This is a genomic window from Pseudohongiella acticola (assembly GCF_001758195.1).
Taxonomy (GTDB): domain Bacteria; phylum Pseudomonadota; class Gammaproteobacteria; order Pseudomonadales; family Pseudohongiellaceae; genus Pseudohongiella; species Pseudohongiella acticola.
On record NZ_MASR01000001.1, the window covers coordinates 1242491 to 1259552 of the forward strand.

14 protein-coding genes are annotated in these 17062 nt (G+C 55.3%); 6 read left to right on the top strand and 8 right to left on the bottom strand.

Annotation, left to right across the window (positions count from 1 at the left end; genetic code table 11):
- Nucleotides 1–75 precede the first annotated feature (75 nt).
- On the top strand, nucleotides 76–1368 hold the full coding sequence (locus PHACT_RS05150) for a serine hydrolase domain-containing protein (RefSeq protein ID WP_070116209.1): 1293 nt from the start codon (nucleotides 76–78) through the stop codon (nucleotides 1366–1368).
- Nucleotides 1369–1701: 333 nt separating this feature from the next.
- On the opposite strand, the gene PHACT_RS05155 is transcribed toward PHACT_RS05150, so the two are convergent.
- The 8 genes from PHACT_RS05155 to PHACT_RS05190 all read right to left on the bottom strand — a co-directional run bounded on the left by PHACT_RS05155 (nucleotide 1702) and on the right by PHACT_RS05190 (nucleotide 11841).
- Complete coding sequence (locus PHACT_RS05155) at nucleotides 1702–2388, bottom strand: zinc metallopeptidase (protein WP_070116210.1); 687 nt, start codon at nucleotides 2386–2388, stop codon at nucleotides 1702–1704.
- Nucleotides 2389–2390: 2 nt separating this feature from the next.
- The gene (locus PHACT_RS05160) at nucleotides 2391–3536 is read right to left on the bottom strand and encodes an acyl-CoA dehydrogenase family protein (protein ID WP_070116211.1); all 1146 of its coding nucleotides are present in this window, start codon (nucleotides 3534–3536) and stop codon (nucleotides 2391–2393) included.
- Between the two features lie 18 nt (nucleotides 3537–3554).
- Nucleotides 3555–4835, bottom strand: a complete 1281-nt coding sequence (locus PHACT_RS05165) for an acyl-CoA dehydrogenase family protein (RefSeq protein ID WP_070116212.1) — start codon at nucleotides 4833–4835, stop codon at nucleotides 3555–3557.
- Nucleotides 4836–4975: 140 nt separating this feature from the next.
- On the bottom strand, nucleotides 4976–5863 hold the full coding sequence (locus PHACT_RS05170) for a DMT family transporter (protein ID WP_070116213.1): 888 nt from the start codon (nucleotides 5861–5863) through the stop codon (nucleotides 4976–4978).
- Nucleotides 5864–5948: 85 nt separating this feature from the next.
- Nucleotides 5949–7214 (bottom strand): serine hydrolase domain-containing protein, encoded by a 1266-nt coding sequence (locus PHACT_RS05175; RefSeq protein WP_169819394.1) that lies wholly within the window; start codon nucleotides 7212–7214, stop codon nucleotides 5949–5951.
- Between the two features lie 140 nt (nucleotides 7215–7354).
- Complete coding sequence (locus PHACT_RS05180; RefSeq protein WP_070116215.1) at nucleotides 7355–8392, bottom strand: alcohol dehydrogenase; 1038 nt, start codon at nucleotides 8390–8392, stop codon at nucleotides 7355–7357.
- 11 nt (nucleotides 8393–8403) lie between these two features.
- Nucleotides 8404–10509: a 3-hydroxyacyl-CoA dehydrogenase NAD-binding domain-containing protein gene (locus PHACT_RS05185; protein WP_070116216.1), complete on the bottom strand. Its 2106-nt coding sequence runs from the start codon at nucleotides 10507–10509 to the stop codon at nucleotides 8404–8406.
- A 117-nt stretch (nucleotides 10510–10626) separates the two neighbouring features.
- Nucleotides 10627–11841 (bottom strand): 3-oxoadipyl-CoA thiolase, encoded by a 1215-nt coding sequence (locus PHACT_RS05190; RefSeq protein ID WP_070116217.1) that lies wholly within the window; start codon nucleotides 11839–11841, stop codon nucleotides 10627–10629.
- A 161-nt stretch (nucleotides 11842–12002) separates the two neighbouring features.
- On the opposite strand from PHACT_RS05190, the gene PHACT_RS05195 reads away from it, so the two are divergent.
- The 5 genes from PHACT_RS05195 (at nucleotide 12003) to PHACT_RS05215 (ending at nucleotide 17036) form a co-directional block, all read left to right on the top strand.
- Nucleotides 12003–13151, top strand: a complete 1149-nt coding sequence (locus PHACT_RS05195; RefSeq protein WP_070116218.1) for an acyl-CoA dehydrogenase family protein — start codon at nucleotides 12003–12005, stop codon at nucleotides 13149–13151.
- 648 nt (nucleotides 13152–13799) lie between these two features.
- Nucleotides 13800–14288, top strand: a complete 489-nt coding sequence (speD, locus tag PHACT_RS05200; RefSeq protein WP_070116219.1) for an adenosylmethionine decarboxylase — start codon at nucleotides 13800–13802, stop codon at nucleotides 14286–14288.
- 113 nt (nucleotides 14289–14401) lie between these two features.
- A complete protein-coding gene (speE, locus tag PHACT_RS05205; RefSeq protein ID WP_070116220.1) occupies nucleotides 14402–15268 on the top strand; it encodes a polyamine aminopropyltransferase in 867 nt (288 codons plus the stop codon).
- Between the two features lie 98 nt (nucleotides 15269–15366).
- On the top strand, nucleotides 15367–16278 hold the full coding sequence (locus PHACT_RS05210; RefSeq protein ID WP_139141447.1) for a universal stress protein: 912 nt from the start codon (nucleotides 15367–15369) through the stop codon (nucleotides 16276–16278).
- A gap of 11 nt (nucleotides 16279–16289) precedes the next feature.
- Nucleotides 16290–17036: an endonuclease/exonuclease/phosphatase family protein gene (locus tag PHACT_RS05215; protein WP_070116222.1), complete on the top strand. Its 747-nt coding sequence runs from the start codon at nucleotides 16290–16292 to the stop codon at nucleotides 17034–17036.
- Nucleotides 17037–17062: the final 26 nt, after the last annotated feature.

Genomic DNA, 17062 nt, shown 5'->3' on the forward strand with positions numbered 1-17062 from the left:
CAGGGCTGGGTGGATAGCCTGGCCGGTAGCTTGGTCGAAAGTCCGGCGCACAAAATCAACAGACAGAGGCTCATCATGAAAAGACTGTTACTGCCCACAAGACTGGCCGGATTACTGCTAGTTGGTTCAACACTGGCAACGCTGGCATTTGCCCCCTCACTGGTTGCACAGGAACGCGACCTCAGTCGTGCCAGCCCTGAAGAAGTCGGCCTCAGCGCTGACGGCGTCAATGATCTTGCCGATGCCATGCGCAAGGAAGTTGACGAAGGCAATCTCGCCGGAGTGGTCAGCGCATTGATGCGCAATGGCAAACTGGTTCACCTGGATGCTTATGGTTATCAGTCAATTGCGGACCAGGAACCGGTCACTGAAGACACCATTTTCCGTATCTTCTCGATGACCAAACCTGTGACCAGCGTGGCCATGATGATGTTGCTGGAGGAAGGGAAATTCTCTCTGGATGACGCCGTATCCCAGTACATTCCTGAGCTGGCCAACCTTGAGGTCGCAATTGAAGATGGCCCTGGTGGTTTCCCGGTCACCGAACCCGCCAACCATGAAATGACCATTCGTGAATTGATGTCGCACACAGGCGGACTCACTTACGGGTTATTCTCCCGATCGCAGGTCGACTCGCAGTATGTCGCAGCCAACATTCTGGACACCGAAGGCACATTGCAGGACATGATCGATAAACTATCGCGCATTCCGCTACGCCAGCAACCCGGCACACTGTGGCACTACAGCGTGTCCGTGGATGTTCAGGGTCGCCTTGTTGAAGTGTTATCCGGCATGCCGTTTGACGAATTTCTGCAGGAACGCATCTTTGAGCCGCTGGGCATGACCGATACCGGGTTTTATGTTCCAGAAGACAAACGTGATCGTTTCGCAACCATGTACATGTCCGGCCAGAACGGACTGACCGCACCAAACGATGGTTTCGGCGGTGATTATGCTGCCCCCGTTTCTTTTCATAGTGGCGGCGGCGGACTTGCATCGACAATTACAGATTACATGCGCTTCACGCAGATGCTGGCGAATGGCGGCGAATTCAACGGTGAGCGTTTGCTGGAAGAAACCTCGGTCGAGGCGATGCGCAGCAACCAGTTGCCAGCCGGCATGGACGAAATCCCTGGTTATCCGGGCAACCAGTTTGGTCTGAACTTTGCGCTCGTGACCGATCCGGCGAGAAATGATGGCGTCAGTGAAGGCAGCTACTGGTGGTGGGGAATCGGTGGCACCTGGTTCTGGATTGATCCGGTGCAGGATCTGGTTTTTATCGGCATGATCCAGAACCGCAACCTGGGTTATGCTCGACAACTGCAGGGTATCAGCAAGCGCATGGTTTATGATGCGATCGCTGAATAAATACTCTGCTCAAGCAGATCTTTAGGTAATGACCCCGCTATAGGCATGTCGCTAACATTACTGGCTGCTGCCAGAGCAGCGAACAGAAGGGGGTGGTACTTTTCGCATGGCGAAAAGTAACGCACCCCCTTCTTCTTTGGCTACTGCGGTGCGGCTTTCTCAGGTCATAACCCGGTCGTTATTGCCGCAGCTGTTTTGCCAGTCTGACTCGCCACTGCAGATAAAAGAGAGGCCACGGCGCGTGACCTTTGCTGGCCAAAGCCCACCGCCCTGGTCTCTCCTGCCACTGGCCGTAGCGTCCTTAATTCATACAGTCTTTAATTTCGTCCGCTATCAGCGGCGCAGAATCATCAGCCAGCGACCGATGTTGAGAATGTTGGCGAGCGCACCGGCAAAATAAGTCAGGGCCGCCGCTTTAAGCACCTGCCGCGCGCCCCTGTGCTGATCAGACGAGATGTATTCACCATCCACCAGAATGGGTAAAGCCTTGTTGAAACTGGCATCCCACTCCTCCGGCAATACAATCAGATACGCCAGTGCTCCCAGCAGTTGGAACAATACACTCAGCCCGATGACGATGCCGATTGCGATGGGGGAACGCAGCACCATCGCCGCAACCGGCACCGAGACCATCAACGCCACGCCTATTTTGCTGAACCTGGCCGCAGTGGGCATGTATTTCTGACGCAACTCAAATATCGCTTCGTTGCGGTGGAACTGTATCGCATGTCCCACTTCATGAGCGGCGACTGCGACCGCCGTGACAGACCGACCTTTGTAATTACTCGGACTTAAACGGACCGCGCGAGCGGCCGGATCAAAGTGATCGCGGCCCTCCTCGGTCGATTCCACGATAACGCCTTCCAGACGGAAGCGAGATATCAGGTGTTCCGCCAACTCACCACCGGTGCCGGACATGGCCGGGTCGTCGCGGTGGTGCTTTTTCATTACATAATTGACCCACATCTGTGGGAAGAACGCCAACACTGCCAGTAACAACCCCAGGACCAGCAATAGCATTGTCAGAACCCACGCAGACTGGCGTATCGATCACGGTGAAAAACGGCATCGCCCAGTGTCTGCTGGGCCACACGGGCACGCTTCAGGAAGAAACCGATATCAAACTCGTCAGTCATGCCAATACCACCATGCATCTGCACGCCTTCATTGCTGACCAGCATATAGACCTCCGACAACTTGGCTTTGCACATGCTTGCCAGCGCCGGTATGTCTTCGCCGGCATCGCCACGATCCAGTTCATATAAGGCTTTAAGCACCAGTGATTTGCATAGCTCAATTTCCGAATACATGATGGCGGCACGGTGTTGCAGCGCCTGAAATGCACCAATAGGCACTCCGAACTGGGTTCGCTGCTTCATATACTCGACAGTCTGTTCAAATACCTCCTGAACGCCGCCCAGCATTTCCGCGGCGAGGCCTATGCGACCAATATCCAGGGTGCGCGATAACGCTGGCCAGCCTTTATTTTCTTCTCCCAACAGGGCCTCAGCAGGTACTTCAACATCAACAAATTGAATGTTGCCAGCATTGCGGTTATCGACCATGTGCAATCTCTGAATGTCGACACCCTGACTCAATGGGTCGACCAGAAACAGACTGATGCCGTGCTGCTGCCCGGTCTCGCCTTCCGTACGGGCAACCACGATCAATTGATCGGCTACGTGGGCATCGAGGACAAAATCCTTGCTGCCATTGAGTATATAACCTGAACCGGTTTGCACGGCTTTCAGTTCGATATGCAGCGGATTATGAATAGCGGTTTCTTCCAGCGCCAGCGCCATCAGGCTCTCGCCATTGGCGATACCGGGCAGCAGCTCCTGCTTTTGCTCGTCGCTGCCGGCCAGATTGATCAGCGTCGCGCTCAATAACACCGTTGATATCAGCGGGGTCGGCACCAGCGTCCGCCCCGTTTCCTCAAGCACCAGCCCAAGACCGGAATAGCCGAATTCAAAGCCGCCATACGCTTCCGGAATAGCCATGCCGGCCCAGCCCAGCTCGACCATGGCCTGCCACAACTCTTCGGAATAACCATCGGGGTTCCTGTTGTCCCGCAGACCACGCATTACTGAGATGGGTGCCTGTTCGCGGCAAAAATCACGGGCCGATTGCTGCAACATCAGTTGATCTTCATTTAATACCATTGTCATGACTCAAGATCCCTCTTTCTATTTCGCCGCAGCGTTTTTTGCGGCCGCAGCGTTCTTAGCCGCTGCATTACTGACCATGGATGTCATATCAGGCAGGTCCAGTACGCGTTTGGCAATGACGTTCAATTGCACTTCATAAGTGCCGCCCTCAATCGAGTTGCCTTTGGAGCGTAACCACTGCCGCGCAACCGCCAGTTCCTGTGCCGAAAAATCACTTTCGTCTTCAGTCAGTGACTCCCAGCCCAGTGCCTGTGTCCCTGCGGCCTGAAGCGCCAACTCATAGCGGCGTTTGTTTAGTTCACAGCCATAATTCTTCAGCATTGACGATGTTGCATTTGGCCCCTTGCTTTGTTTCGCCTCTTGGGCAGAACGCAGGGAGGTCAGGCCAAACGCCTCACTGTCTATCCTGAACTGTGCAATCTGGTCACGCAGCACCGGATCCGAGAGCTCCACCACATCGCCACGGTACAACATTGCGGTTTCAGCCAGGTTGTCTGCCAGACCGCCACGATTGTTGCGACCACTGGTGAGACCAAACGCGGAAATCATGGTGCGTTCGTGCTGCAGCAGACGCTTTGCAATACTCCAGCCATCGTTGAGACGTCCTACCAGATTGCCTGCGGGCACCCTGACGTCATCAAAGAAGGTTTCGCAAAACACTGAATTACCGCTGATGAGCTTGATCGGTTTGGTACTGACACCCGGACTTGCCATATCAAACAGAATAAAGCTGATGCCGCTGTGTTTGGGCGCTTCAAAGTCAGTGCGTACCAGGCAAAATATCCAGTCGGCCTGATCGGCGTAGGAGGTCCAGATTTTTGAGCCATTGATGATGTAGTCGTCACCCGCCAGTATTGCCTTGGTGCCCAGCCCGGCGAGATCCGATCCGGCACCGGGCTCGCTGTAACCCTGACACCAGCGTATCTCACCGCGAATGATGCCGGGAATATGCGCCAGCTTTTGCTCATGCGTTGCCATCTCCAGCAACACAGGCCCCAGCATGCTGATACCGAAGCTGACCAGGGGCACTCTCGCCTTGATGCGCTGCATTTCCTCCGCCAGAATCAGGTTTTCAGCTTTACTCAAGCCACCGCCACCGTATTCGGCGGGCCAGGTTGGGGTGGTCCAGCCCTTGGCAGCCATGCGTTCCAGCCACAGCTTGCTGTCCGGGTTTTTGAACACTGCGTTTCGTCCACCCCAGACGGTTTCGTCTTCGGGCATGGGCGTACGCATGGAGGCTGGACAATTCTCCTCCAGCCAGGCGCGGGTTTCCGCGCGAAATGCTTCCAGTTCGGGCAAAACACACCTCCGATTAACCAAAATATGAATATCTGTCAGCGCTAAAGTCTAACAAGCAGCACGCAGAAACACTATGGAAAAACCGGGGTGAAATCAACGAAATTTATAAATATCGTCGGCTTTATACGCAGCCGTGATAGTCAGCGAATCAGACCAAGCATTCGCGGCAAGCGCCCATCGATAAACATAAGCCCGACAAAAATCACCAGCATACCTAGCAGGTGCGATGGCAGTATCACCTCGCCCAGAAATATCAGCCCCAGAATGATCGCTGATACGGGTGCAATCAATGTTGTCGTGGAGAAGTTGGTAGCTCCAACCAGTGGTAGCAGTCGATACATGACCTGAAAGGTGAAGGCGGTTGAAATCAATCCAATCGCCAGTGCCGCCAGCCAGGTTCCCGGCATTGTCATCACCGGCAAACCCTCAACTGACAACGCCACCGGTAACGCAATAACAGCGGCGCCAGTCAGCGCGATGCAGGTCAATGCAGTGGGTTCAACGGCCCGAAAACTACGCGCGATGTTCAACGCCAGGGCATAACACAGAGTAGCCAGCAGACACGCAGCTATCGCCCACAGACGAGTGTCGCCACCGGCACTGAGGGCAGGCAATGCAAGAATGGCGACGCCGGTAAAACCGACCATTACACCAATGCTTCGCGTCCAGGTGATGCGCTCACCGTTCACCCAAAAGTGCGCCACTATCACTGTCATGATCGGTGTCAGGGCGTTGATAATGGCCGCCACGCCGCTGGCGAGGCTGGCCTGTGCAAGTGGGAACAGGGCAAAAGGAATGGCGTAATTCAGAACGCCCAGCATGCCCAGCCGTAGCCATAATCCCGGATCACGCGGAATCGGCTTGCGCATGGCAAACAGGAATAGCCAGCAACCCAACGCACCAATGCTGACCCGCAGCGCCGTCACCCACAACGGCCCCAGCTCACGAATCAGTAGCGCGTTGAATATGAACGAGCCGCCCCAGATTCCGCCCAGTGCTACTATCCAGAACCATTCCCGCAACGTCATTCAGTCTCTTCCCTAAAATAATCCAACACTACCCTTGGGCTGCGGCATACGCTCACCGGAAACCGGGAAAAGAGGAATGGGTATTTCAATCCACAATCGCCTGATTAACAACGTTGTGAAAACCCTCACGAATTCGAATGTGCGAATACGGGCGTATCTGCGTCAACACGATCGCCACCAGTTCTTCAGCGGGATCAATCCAGAACAGCGTACCAAACGCGCCACCCCAGGATACCGAACCTTCAGAATCAGAGGTATGCGCGACTGCGCGATCCAGCACGACCGAGTAACCCAGACCGAACCCCATGCCTGGCCCGCTGAGCCACAGCGGCAGATCACCGGTATGATTGGCAAACATCAGTTCGACGGTTTTGGGACCCAGCAGGCGCACACCATCAAGCTCACCGCCATTGAGCATCATCTGTTGAAAACGGATGTAGTCATGGGCAGTTGATACCAGACCGCCCGCACCCGAGAAGAATGTGGTCGGTTCAGCAACGTAGCGGCTATTCTGATCACCGACCTCGGTCAGCATCATTCGATTGTTATTGTCCGCATCAGGCCCGTACAGCGTGGCAAACCGATCCACCTTGTCTGCCGGCAGGTAAAAATAGGTATCGTGCATCTGCAGCGGCGTGAAAACCCGTTCGCGCAGGAAGGTATCCAGATCCTGTCCGGAGATTACTTCAACCAGTCGCCCCACAACACTGGTCGCTGCCGAGTACTCCCAGCGTGTGCCCGGCTCGTAGCGCAGCGGCAGTGTCGCCAGGCGCTCAGTCCAGCTGGCCAGATCTTCGTCACCACGGACAGCCGATACCTGAGAGTAACGCGGCACGTCGCCGCGATAGCTGTTCATCAGCCCTGCGGTATGGGTCAGGATATGGGTAAAACTGATAGGTGTTTGTGCTGGCCGCAGGCTGGTACTGCCATCTTCGTTTTCAACTTCGAGCATCATGTCGCTGAATTCTGGCAACCAGTCCGAAATCGGATCATCAAGCTGAAACCAGCCTTCCTCATAAAGCATCATCAAGGCCATTGAGGCAATGGGCTTGGTCATCGACGCCATACGGAAAATGGTGTCGGTGGTCATTTCCTGAGCGCGCTCGACGTCCTTCATGCCGTGCGCCTCAAAATGCACAACCTTGCCCCGGCGCGCAACCAGCGTCACCGTGCCTGCGACCATTTCGTCGTCGATGTAACGCTGCATGAAGTCATCAATTCGGGTGAGCCGTTGCGCCGACATACCGACGCTTTCGGGACTTGCCATGGGCAGTCCGGATGCCGGTGTGTCTGCCGACGCAGAGAAAGACAAACCGAGCAGTAGCGGCATCAGGTATTGAGTTATTCGCATGTTGCAGTCCCCGTTCATTATTATTGACTTGAACTGTCAGTATACACGAAGGCGGGGGCGCCTCTAGGCCCAGACAGGCCGGTTAGGTCCACTTTACAGGCGCCGCAAAGTGGACCTCGCGTGGCATCAGCCGCGTGGCATCAGCCGCGCAGCACCACACGCCCCTGTACCTGACCTGCTTTCAGATCCGCCAGCGCCTGACTGGCCTGATCCAGCGCCCGCTCCTCGATCCTGATCGGAGCAATGCGACCAGCCCGGACCAACTCCATCAGCTCGCCCATCTCCTGCAGACTGCCAACGTAGGTGCCCTGGATGATGCGGGCATTCATTGGAATGAACGGCAGTGGAATATTGAGGGCGCCACCATAAAGCCCAACGATGATGATCTTGCCGCCTTTACGCAGGCAGCCCAGACCGTAATTGACAGAAGCCTCTGCACCAACAAAATCAATGGCTGCAAACGCCCCGCCACCGGTCAGCTTCTTGATCTCCTTCACCGTCGCTCTGTCCCCCGAATTGAAGACTGCCTTGGCGCCAAGCGCTTTTGCAGCCTCCAGTTTGGCGTCATCAATATCAACCACGATGGGTTTGATGCCCTGCGCCAGCGCAACCTGCAATGCCATCATACCAACGCCGCCAGCACCGATCAGGACGACTTCATCGCCTTCGGTCAGTGCGCCGACTTTTTTCAGAGCACTGTATGCGGTCAGGCCGGAGCAGGCATAGGTGGATGCCAGTGAGTCGTCGACGCTGCCTTTGTCAAACAGATAACGCGGATGCGGCACCATGACATGATCGGCAAAACCGCCCTGGGCCACAGTGCCCAGACCACGGCCCGGCGTGCACAAGTGCTCATCCCCACGACGGCAGGATGCACATTCGCCACAACCGATCCATGGATACACCACACGACGGTCACCGACGCTGACATCTTTCGCATCAGGCCCTACCGCCACTACTTCACCAAAGATTTCGTGACCCAGTACCAGCCCAGGTCGACCAACCTCAAGTTTCTTGTCATTGCCCAGATTGAATTCACCGTCGTGCAGGTGAATATCTGAATGGCATACACCGCAGGCCACCATTTTCACCAGCACCTGTGTATCTGTGGGTGCCGGGGTTTCAGTCTCTATGCGCTCCAGCGGCGCGCCGGGCGCCGCAGTCTGATAAGCAATCATGCGATGCTCCTTTATGAGTTTTCTTTGGCCCAGTCAGCAAAAGTTTTGCCTTCGCTGGCCAGTTTGACCAGCAACGGTGCCGGTTGCCAATAGTCCTCACCCAGTGTGCGGGCAAACTCATTAATACGGGCAACCACGTTCTTCAGACCGACCTCATCGGCGTAGAACATGGGGCCGCCCTTGGCGACAGGGAAACCGTAGCCGTACAGGTAGACCACATCGATATCACCCGGACGTTGCGCAATACCCTCTTCCAGAATCAGCGCACCTTCGTTGATCAGCGGGAAGAACAGACGATCAACAATTTCCTGCTTGCTGATTTCACGCTGCTCAATGCCCAGCTCTTTGGCCTTGTCGCGAATCAATGCTTCCACCTCGGGGTCATTCTGGCGCGCGCGGGTTGCTGCATCATATTTGTAATACCCGGCACCCGACTTCTGACCCATACGACCCATTTCCACCAGCGCAGTGGCAATGCAATGCGTCTTCGGGTCGTGCTCGACGTCGGTACGTGCCTGACGTGCCTTGTAGCCAATATCCAGCCCGGCCAGATCGCCCACGGCCAGCGGGCCCATGGCCATGCCAAACTCTTCTGCGGCCGAGTCAACCTGCTCTGGCGTTGCACCATCAAGCAACAGCATGTGCGCCTGACGACCGTAGCCCTGAAGCATGCGGTTGCCGATAAAACCGTAGCAGACACGTGACAGGGCACACACTTTGCCAATTTTCTTGCCAATCTGCATTACCGTGGCCAGCACATCGTCAGCAGTCTTGTCAGCGCGAACAACTTCCAGTAGTTTCATCACGTTGGCTGGACTGAAGAAGTGCATACCGACAACATCCTGCGGACGCTTGGTAGCTTCAGCAATCAGATTGACATCCTGATAGGAGGTATTGGAAGCCAGGATAGCGCCGGGCTTGCACGCAGCATCCAGCTTGGCGAATACCTCTTTTTTGATATCGGGGTTCTCGAACACAGCTTCAATCGCCAGGTCAACATCACCCAGATCAGCATAATCCGTTGTGCCACTGATCAGTTCCATACGCTTGCCCATATCCTGCTCGGACAGGCGACCTTTCTGGACGGTAATGGTGTAATTCTTGCGAATAATACCAAGACCACGCTCAAGCGCTTCGTCATTGATCTCCACCATCACCACCGGGATACCGGCATTGGCGAAACACATGGCAATGCCACCACCCATGGTGCCGCCGCCGATGATGGCTACTTTCTTGATCTCGCGAACCGGTGTGCCTTTGGGCAGATCCTTGATTTTTGCCGCTTCACGCTCGGCAAAGAAGGCATGACGCATGGCGCGCGACTGAGGTGAGGTCACCAGTTCGGTAAACAGTTCACGCTCGACCGCCAGGCCGTCGTCCATGGATTTGTTAACCGCCGCTTCGACACAGGAAACAATCCTGTCCTGTGCGATCTGACCACGAGCGCGTTTGGCCAACGCCTTGCGATAGCCGTCAAAGAAGCCGGGCTCGATGCTGGCCGGATCAATAGTGATATCCCGCACACGCTTCAATGGCGCCCCTGATTCCACCAGGTCCTGCGCGTAGGCCACAGCCGCCGCCTGCAGATCATCGCCGCTCAGCACTTCATCAATCAGCCCCATGTCACTCGCCTTGTTGGCAGCAACCGGATCACCTTTGGTGATCATGTCCAGGGCAGCTTTTGCACCGGCAATACGAGGTACCCGTTGCGTACCGCCTGCGCCGGGCAACAAACCCAGTTTCACTTCGGGCAAACCGACCTTGGCTGACGCAATCGCACATCGATAATGACAGCACAGTGCAGTTTCAAAGCCGCCACCAAGCGCGGTGCCGTGGATGGCGGCAACCACCAGCTTGGACGAGTTCTCCAAAGCGGTCAAAACGTCTGGCAGTGAAGGTTCTTTGGGTGGCTTGCCAAATTCAGTGATATCGGCACCCGCAATAAATGTGCGCCCCTCACACATCAGCACCAACGCCTCGGTATCATCGTTCTGGGCGTTCTGCACTGCAGTCAGAATACCTTCACGGACTGCCTGCGAAAGGGCATTGACGGGTGGACTGTCTACCTTGATAACACCGATATTCTTGACAACTTCGTAACTGACGACACTGGACATGAGTGAATCCTTTACATTATTTTAAGAAAATTTAGACTCCGGGAACCAACGCCCGCTGGCACTGCATCATGAGCACCAAATATTAAAACGCTGATTCCGGAATCAAGTTAAATCTGATCAATCAAGACGTTCTATAACAGCAGCAACACCCTGGCCGATACCGATACACAGGCTGACCATGGCATAACGGCCACCGGTTCGCTCGAGCTCGCGCAAGGTTGTCAACGCAATGCGAGCGCCGGACGCCCCCAGTGGATGACCTATGGCAATTGCACCACCATTGGGATTAACCCGTGGATCGTTAAAATCCACTTCCAGCATTTTCAGACAACCCAGCACCTGAGTCGCGAATGCTTCGTTGATTTCAATGATATCCATATCGGACAGCTTCAATCCGGCACGATCCAGTGCCTTGCGCGCTGCAAACACCGGCCCCAGGCCCATTACTCTAGGCTCAACCCCTGCCACAGCACCGGCAATGATGCGGGCGCGCGGTTTAACGCCATATTTTTCACCCATGGCGGCATTGCCAATAATCAACGCTGCCGCACCGTCATTGATGCCGGACGCATTACCCGCCGTGACCACGCCACCTTCAAACAGCGGACGCAGCCCGCCAAGTACGTCAACGGTGGAGTCCGCACGAGGATGCTCATCTGCATCCACCACACGCGGCGGCTTTTTACGACCTTGCGGCACCTCTATCGGAATGATTTCATCCTTGAAGAAACCGGCAACGCGTGCTGCCTCATATTTGGCTTGTGAGGCCGCCGCAAAGGCATCGCTGTCCTGGCGGCTGATGCCCAGATCAGAGGCAATATTGTCTGCCGTCTGAGGCATAGTATCATCACCAAATCCTTTAGATATCAACGGATTGGTAAATCTTGCCCCCAGGGTACTGTCGGCGATCTGCTGACCACGATCGAATGCAGACTGCGCTTTCGACAGAATCAAAGGCGCACGGCTCATTGATTCCACCCCACCGGCCACAAACAGGGCACCTTCACCGGATTTGACACCACGACTGGCATCCAGCACGGCCGCCAGACCAGAGCCGCACAGACGGTTCACCGTCAGACCAGCCACTGATGTCGGCATACCAGCCAGCAGCGCGGCAAATCGACCCACGTTACGACAGTCTTCGCCGGCCTGGTTGGTATTGCCCATGATGACATCTTCATAGGCCTCCGGGTTGAACACATTTCGTCCCACCACGGTTCTTATCACATGAGCAAGCAGATCATCAGGACGCAGTGGTGACAACGCGCCACCGTGACGGCCGAATGCGGAGCGGCCACCATCATAAATAAAGGCTTCTTGTAATTGACTCATAGCACTGTTCTCTTGTTCCCCATAGCATGCAAAATAAGCAGGGCCGCAATGGTAGCACAAGCAAACATACCGTGGAATTCGACTCGGGACGGGCAATCGCGTTATTATGACGAGCTTTCGTTCTATAGAATTATTGGCAACGTTTACGGCAGAGGCTAAGCATGATACGAGACCAGGAAACGCTTAATCAACTTATTGATATTGTTGATCGTTTTGTTCGCGAGCGGTTGGTTCCCGCCGAGCACCAGGTGGCTGAAGAATATAAAGTTCCTGACGACATTATTCAGGAAATGAAGGAGCTTGGCCTGTTCGGCATGACGATTCCGGAAGAGTACGGCGGCCTGGGCCTGACCATGGAAGAAGAGATTCACGTGGCGATGGCGCTGGGTCGCACATCACCCGCATTTCGCTCCATTCTGGGCACCAATAACGGCATCGGTTCAGCTGCCGTGGTCTTTGACGGCACCGAAGAACAGAAACAGAAATTCCTGCCCAAATACGCCAGCGGCGAATGGGTTGGCTGTTTCTGCCTGACCGAACCCGATGTCGGCTCCGATGCCGGCGCCCTGAAGGCCACCGCCGTTCGCGACGGTGACCACTATATTATCAACGGCACCAAGCGCTACATCACCAATGGCCCGGTCGCCGACACGTTTAATGTGATGGCCCGCACCAACCCGGACATCAAAGGCGCGCGCGGCATATCTGCTTTTATTGTGGAAAAAGGCACGCCCGGCATCACTCTGGGTGCCATAGACAAAAAAATGGGCCAGGCCGGGTCGCTGACCTGCGATGTCATCTTTGAAGACTGTCGTGTACCTGCCGCGAACCTGATTGGCGACGAAGGCCAGGGCTTTATTACGGCCATGAAAGTGCTGGACCGTGGCCGCCTGCATATCGCCGGCTTCAGCGTGGGCATCGCCGAGCGGCTGATTGATGACGCGCTGCACTATGCCATTGAACGCAAGCAGTTCGGCAAACCCATTGCCGAGCACCAGCTCATCCAGGCGATGCTGGCCGACTCCAAAACCGAAAGCTATGCCGCCAAATGCATGGTGCTGGATGCTGCTCGCATGCGTGACGAGAACAAAAACGTCAGCACTGAATCAGCCGCCTGCAAACTGTTCGCCACCGAAATGGTCGGCCGTGTGGCTGACCGCGCGGTGCAGATCCACGGCGGCGCGGGTTACATCTCGGAATATGCGGTTGAGCGCTTCTACCGAGATGTGCGCTTATTCCGTCTGTATGAGGGCACCAGCCAGATCCAGCAGATCATCATCGCCCGCAACATGATCAAGGATGCTTCCTGACGCCTGAAATTCCAGCCGACCGCTGTTCAGTGGCAGCCGGCTTCCGGAATCAGCGTGACGCTCCTCCGCTGGCTAGCGTCGCTCGCTGTCCCACTACTCCCGAAATCCTCGCTCACGGCAAGTAGTACAAGGGACGACCGGGCTGAAAGTGGATAGAGAGCATAATGTCGCAGGAATGCACTAGCCCAGCGGGTGGCGGGTGCTAACTTGAGGAGCGTATGCGACCCTTGGCAGGTTTTTGCTCCTGCAAAACCTGCATTCCCGTCATCCATGGCGGTCAGACGGTTGCCGCATCCGAGCCCCCCATGGATGGGTTCACGGGCGTCTCCGAAAGGCAGCACCCGCCGCCCGCTGGGCGGTCTCCACAACGACACTAATATCCTCCTTCCCCTTTACAGGCAACACGCTTTAACCAGCAAAATCAGCGCTGGAACGGCAAAAAACGCAAAATTCACTTGTATTTCAGCCAAAAATCCATAAACTGCGTTCCCTCTGTCACTTCTCGAATTTTAAGCCCTCGGGATGTCAGACCATCATTGATAAATTTACCACGCATGGTGTGGAGGCTTATAGCCCGACGAATACTGTCTAGTTACAGCAAAACGCAGGTTAATAAGTTCACCGCCATCTTTTTTTGGGGCCCGGATTATGAGCACAATCTCCTCCATTAAAGAGTCTCTCAAACCAACCGACACCAGCGCGAACGAGAGTGAATGGCCGACTTTCACCGGTGCGCCGGCGGACGACGCGAAAGATCACTTTATACACCGCAATGGTCTGGAATTTGCCGGCACACATTTGCTGATAGACTTTTGGGGTGCAGAGAATCTGACCGACCTCGACACCATGGAAAAAGCATTCCGTGACTGCGTAGATCACTGTGGCGCGACACTGCTGCACATTCATATGCACCACTTTACGCCTAACGGCGGCATTTCCGGCGTCGCCGTGCTGGCAGAGTCACACATCAGCGTGCACACCTGGCCAGAACGTGGCTATGCCGCTTTTGATATTTTTATGTGTGGCGATGCGCAACCCGAAAAAGCGGTCCCCATCCTCAAGGAAGCGTTTCACCCGACCCGCGTGACCGTTGGTGAACAGCTGCGCGGCCTGACCGAACCGGAAAGCGACGAGTAAGCACAGAACCCGTTGTTCATAATGCCTGGGCGCCCGCCGGCGCACAGGCTTCCCCAGCCCGGCTCATAGCCCTTTAACCGCAACAACTGCCTCGCAGCCACAGGAGACGCCTGATGTCAGCTCGTGATTGGACAGAAACACTCTATTCAGGCTATGGCCAATCATTCACTGTCGACGAAGTGCTGTTCGAGCATAAAACCGACCATCAGCACCTGATGATCTTCAATAACCGGCAGTTCGGCCGCGTCATGGCACTCGACGGTATCGTCCAGACCACCGAGCGGGACGAATTCATTTACCACGAAATGCTCACGCATGTGCCCCTGATGGCGCACGGCAATGCCCGCCGGGTGCTGATTATCGGCGGTGGCGACGGCGGCATCCTGCGTGAAGTCTGCCGACATCCTTCGGTAGAACACGTGACTCAGGTGGAAATAGACCAGGCCGTCATCGACATGGCTCGCGAATACCTTCCCGCTCACAGCGACGGTGCCTATGACGACCCCCGTGCCAATATTGTCATCGGCGACGGCTTTGATTTTGTGCAAAAAACCGATCAGCGCTTTGATGTCATCATCTCTGACTCAACCGACCCGCAAGGGCCAGGGGAGATCCTGTTTAGCAAGGATTTTTATGCCGGCTGTCAACGCTGCCTGAACCCGGGTGGCATTCTGGTCACCCAGAATGGCGTGGTTTTCATGCAAACAGATGAAGTTACCAACACCGCTGCACGGCTCAATCGCCTATACAAAGACTGGCATTTCTATGGCGCCGCGGTCCCCACCTATGTCGGCGGCATCATGACCTTTGCCTGGGCCAGCGACGACCCGGGCCTGCGCCGCACTGACCTCGCTACGCTGCAGAAACGCTGGCAGGCCAGCGCCATTCGCAGTCGCTACTACACCCCGGAATTACACCACGCCGCTTTCGCCCTGCCCCAGTACGTGCTGGACCAGTTGGCGCCGCTGAAACAGGCCTGACTCCAGGGCTGCCATCACATCGACCCGACTTGACAAGCAACCCGTTGTATACCCAATATGAGGCGCTGACTGGGACTTTGCGCGGGGCTTGCAACACTGTGACACGTCTGAAAAAACTACTGGTCATTGTTGATCCAGACGATGACAGCGATTTTGTTATTGAGCGAGCCATACTGCTGGCATTTTATGGTAAAGCGGACGTTCTGCTGGTCATGAACAAAGCCAATGCGTTGCCACAGCACAGCGATGTCCAGCCCGGCCTGGCAGCACGCTTTTTCCGCAGTCAAAAACAGCTTTTCACCGAGCACTATCAAGCCAGACTGGCAGCGCTGAAGACCCGGTTTGAAACCCAGGGCATTAACACAGAAACCTATTTTACCAGTGACAAGAACAGCGCTGACGTCATCCTGCGCAAAATCCGGGAATTTGAGCCCGACATGACGCTGAAAAGCGTCCAGGCCACGTCCGCATTGTCTCGCATACTGATTACCAATACCGACTGGAAACTGGTCAAAGGCTGCCCGACTCCGCTACTTCTGGTAAAGGCATGCCCCTGGGCCGAAGACGGTGCCATCCTGACCGCGGTTGACCCGCTACATACAAAGGCACAACAGAATCAGCTGGACCATCTAATGCTGGACACGACCGTCAACCTGGCCCGATCGTTACAATTGAATGCCAGGGTTTTTCACTGCTACTTCCCGGACCTGAGCGCCATGTTTCCCAAAGTGGTTGATGCGGAACTTTATATCCGGGAGGTCAGGGAGATTCATTGGAGCAAGGTCAAAGCCCTGCTTGGCGAACATGGCCTGAGCGAAGACCAGGCCACACTGACCCGTGGCGACCTGATCAAGACCCTGTCACAGACCATTCGCACTGCCCGGGCCAATATACTGGTATTGGGCGCGCTGTCCCGCAATGCTGTCGAAAGTGCCATTATCGGCAGCACGGCCGAAAAAATTCTCTACGACACGCCATGTGACGTACTCATCATGAAACACAACGGATAACACTCTGAATTATGCCTGCAACGCATTTGAGAATCCTGACGCTGAACATCCATAAGGGCTTTGCCATGGGACCCCGACGTCTGGTCCTGTCACACATTCGTTCTCAGCTTCGCGACAGCAAAGCGGACCTGGTATTTCTGCAGGAAGTGGTGGGCGACAACCAGAAACACAGCAGAAGAGTGCGGCACTGGCCCGCCGAGACGCAACTGGAGTATCTGGCCGATACCGTATGGACGCATCATGCCTATGGCAAGAACGCGATTTATCAGCATGGCCATCACGGCAACGCTATTCTCAGCGCCAACCCTTTCAGAAGCTGGGACAATATTGATGCTTCGTTTGTAAATTTCTCTCAGCGCGGTTTTCTGCATGGCGTGATTGCCGATGATATCCATCTACTTTGCATACATTTTGGACTATTCGAAAAAGAACGACGCCTACAGACCACCCGACTCATTGAGCATGTAAACCGAAGTATCCCGACGGATGCGCCACTCATTGTCGCGGGCGATTTCAATGACTGGCGACAGACGACGCACCGCGCCCTGCTCAACGGCCTTGGTGTCAACGAGGCCCATGAAACTGCCCACGGCGCCTGCGCAAAAACCTTTCCTGCGTTCCTGCCGGTACTTCCCATGGACAGGATCTACCTGCGCGGCTTTGATATTCACGCCTGCACTACGCTGTCAGGCAACCATTGGCGGGAATTCTCCGACCATTGTGCCATGATCACGGACGTCAGCTTACGCAACACTTAAAGCAGAGGACATGGAATAGCAAAAAG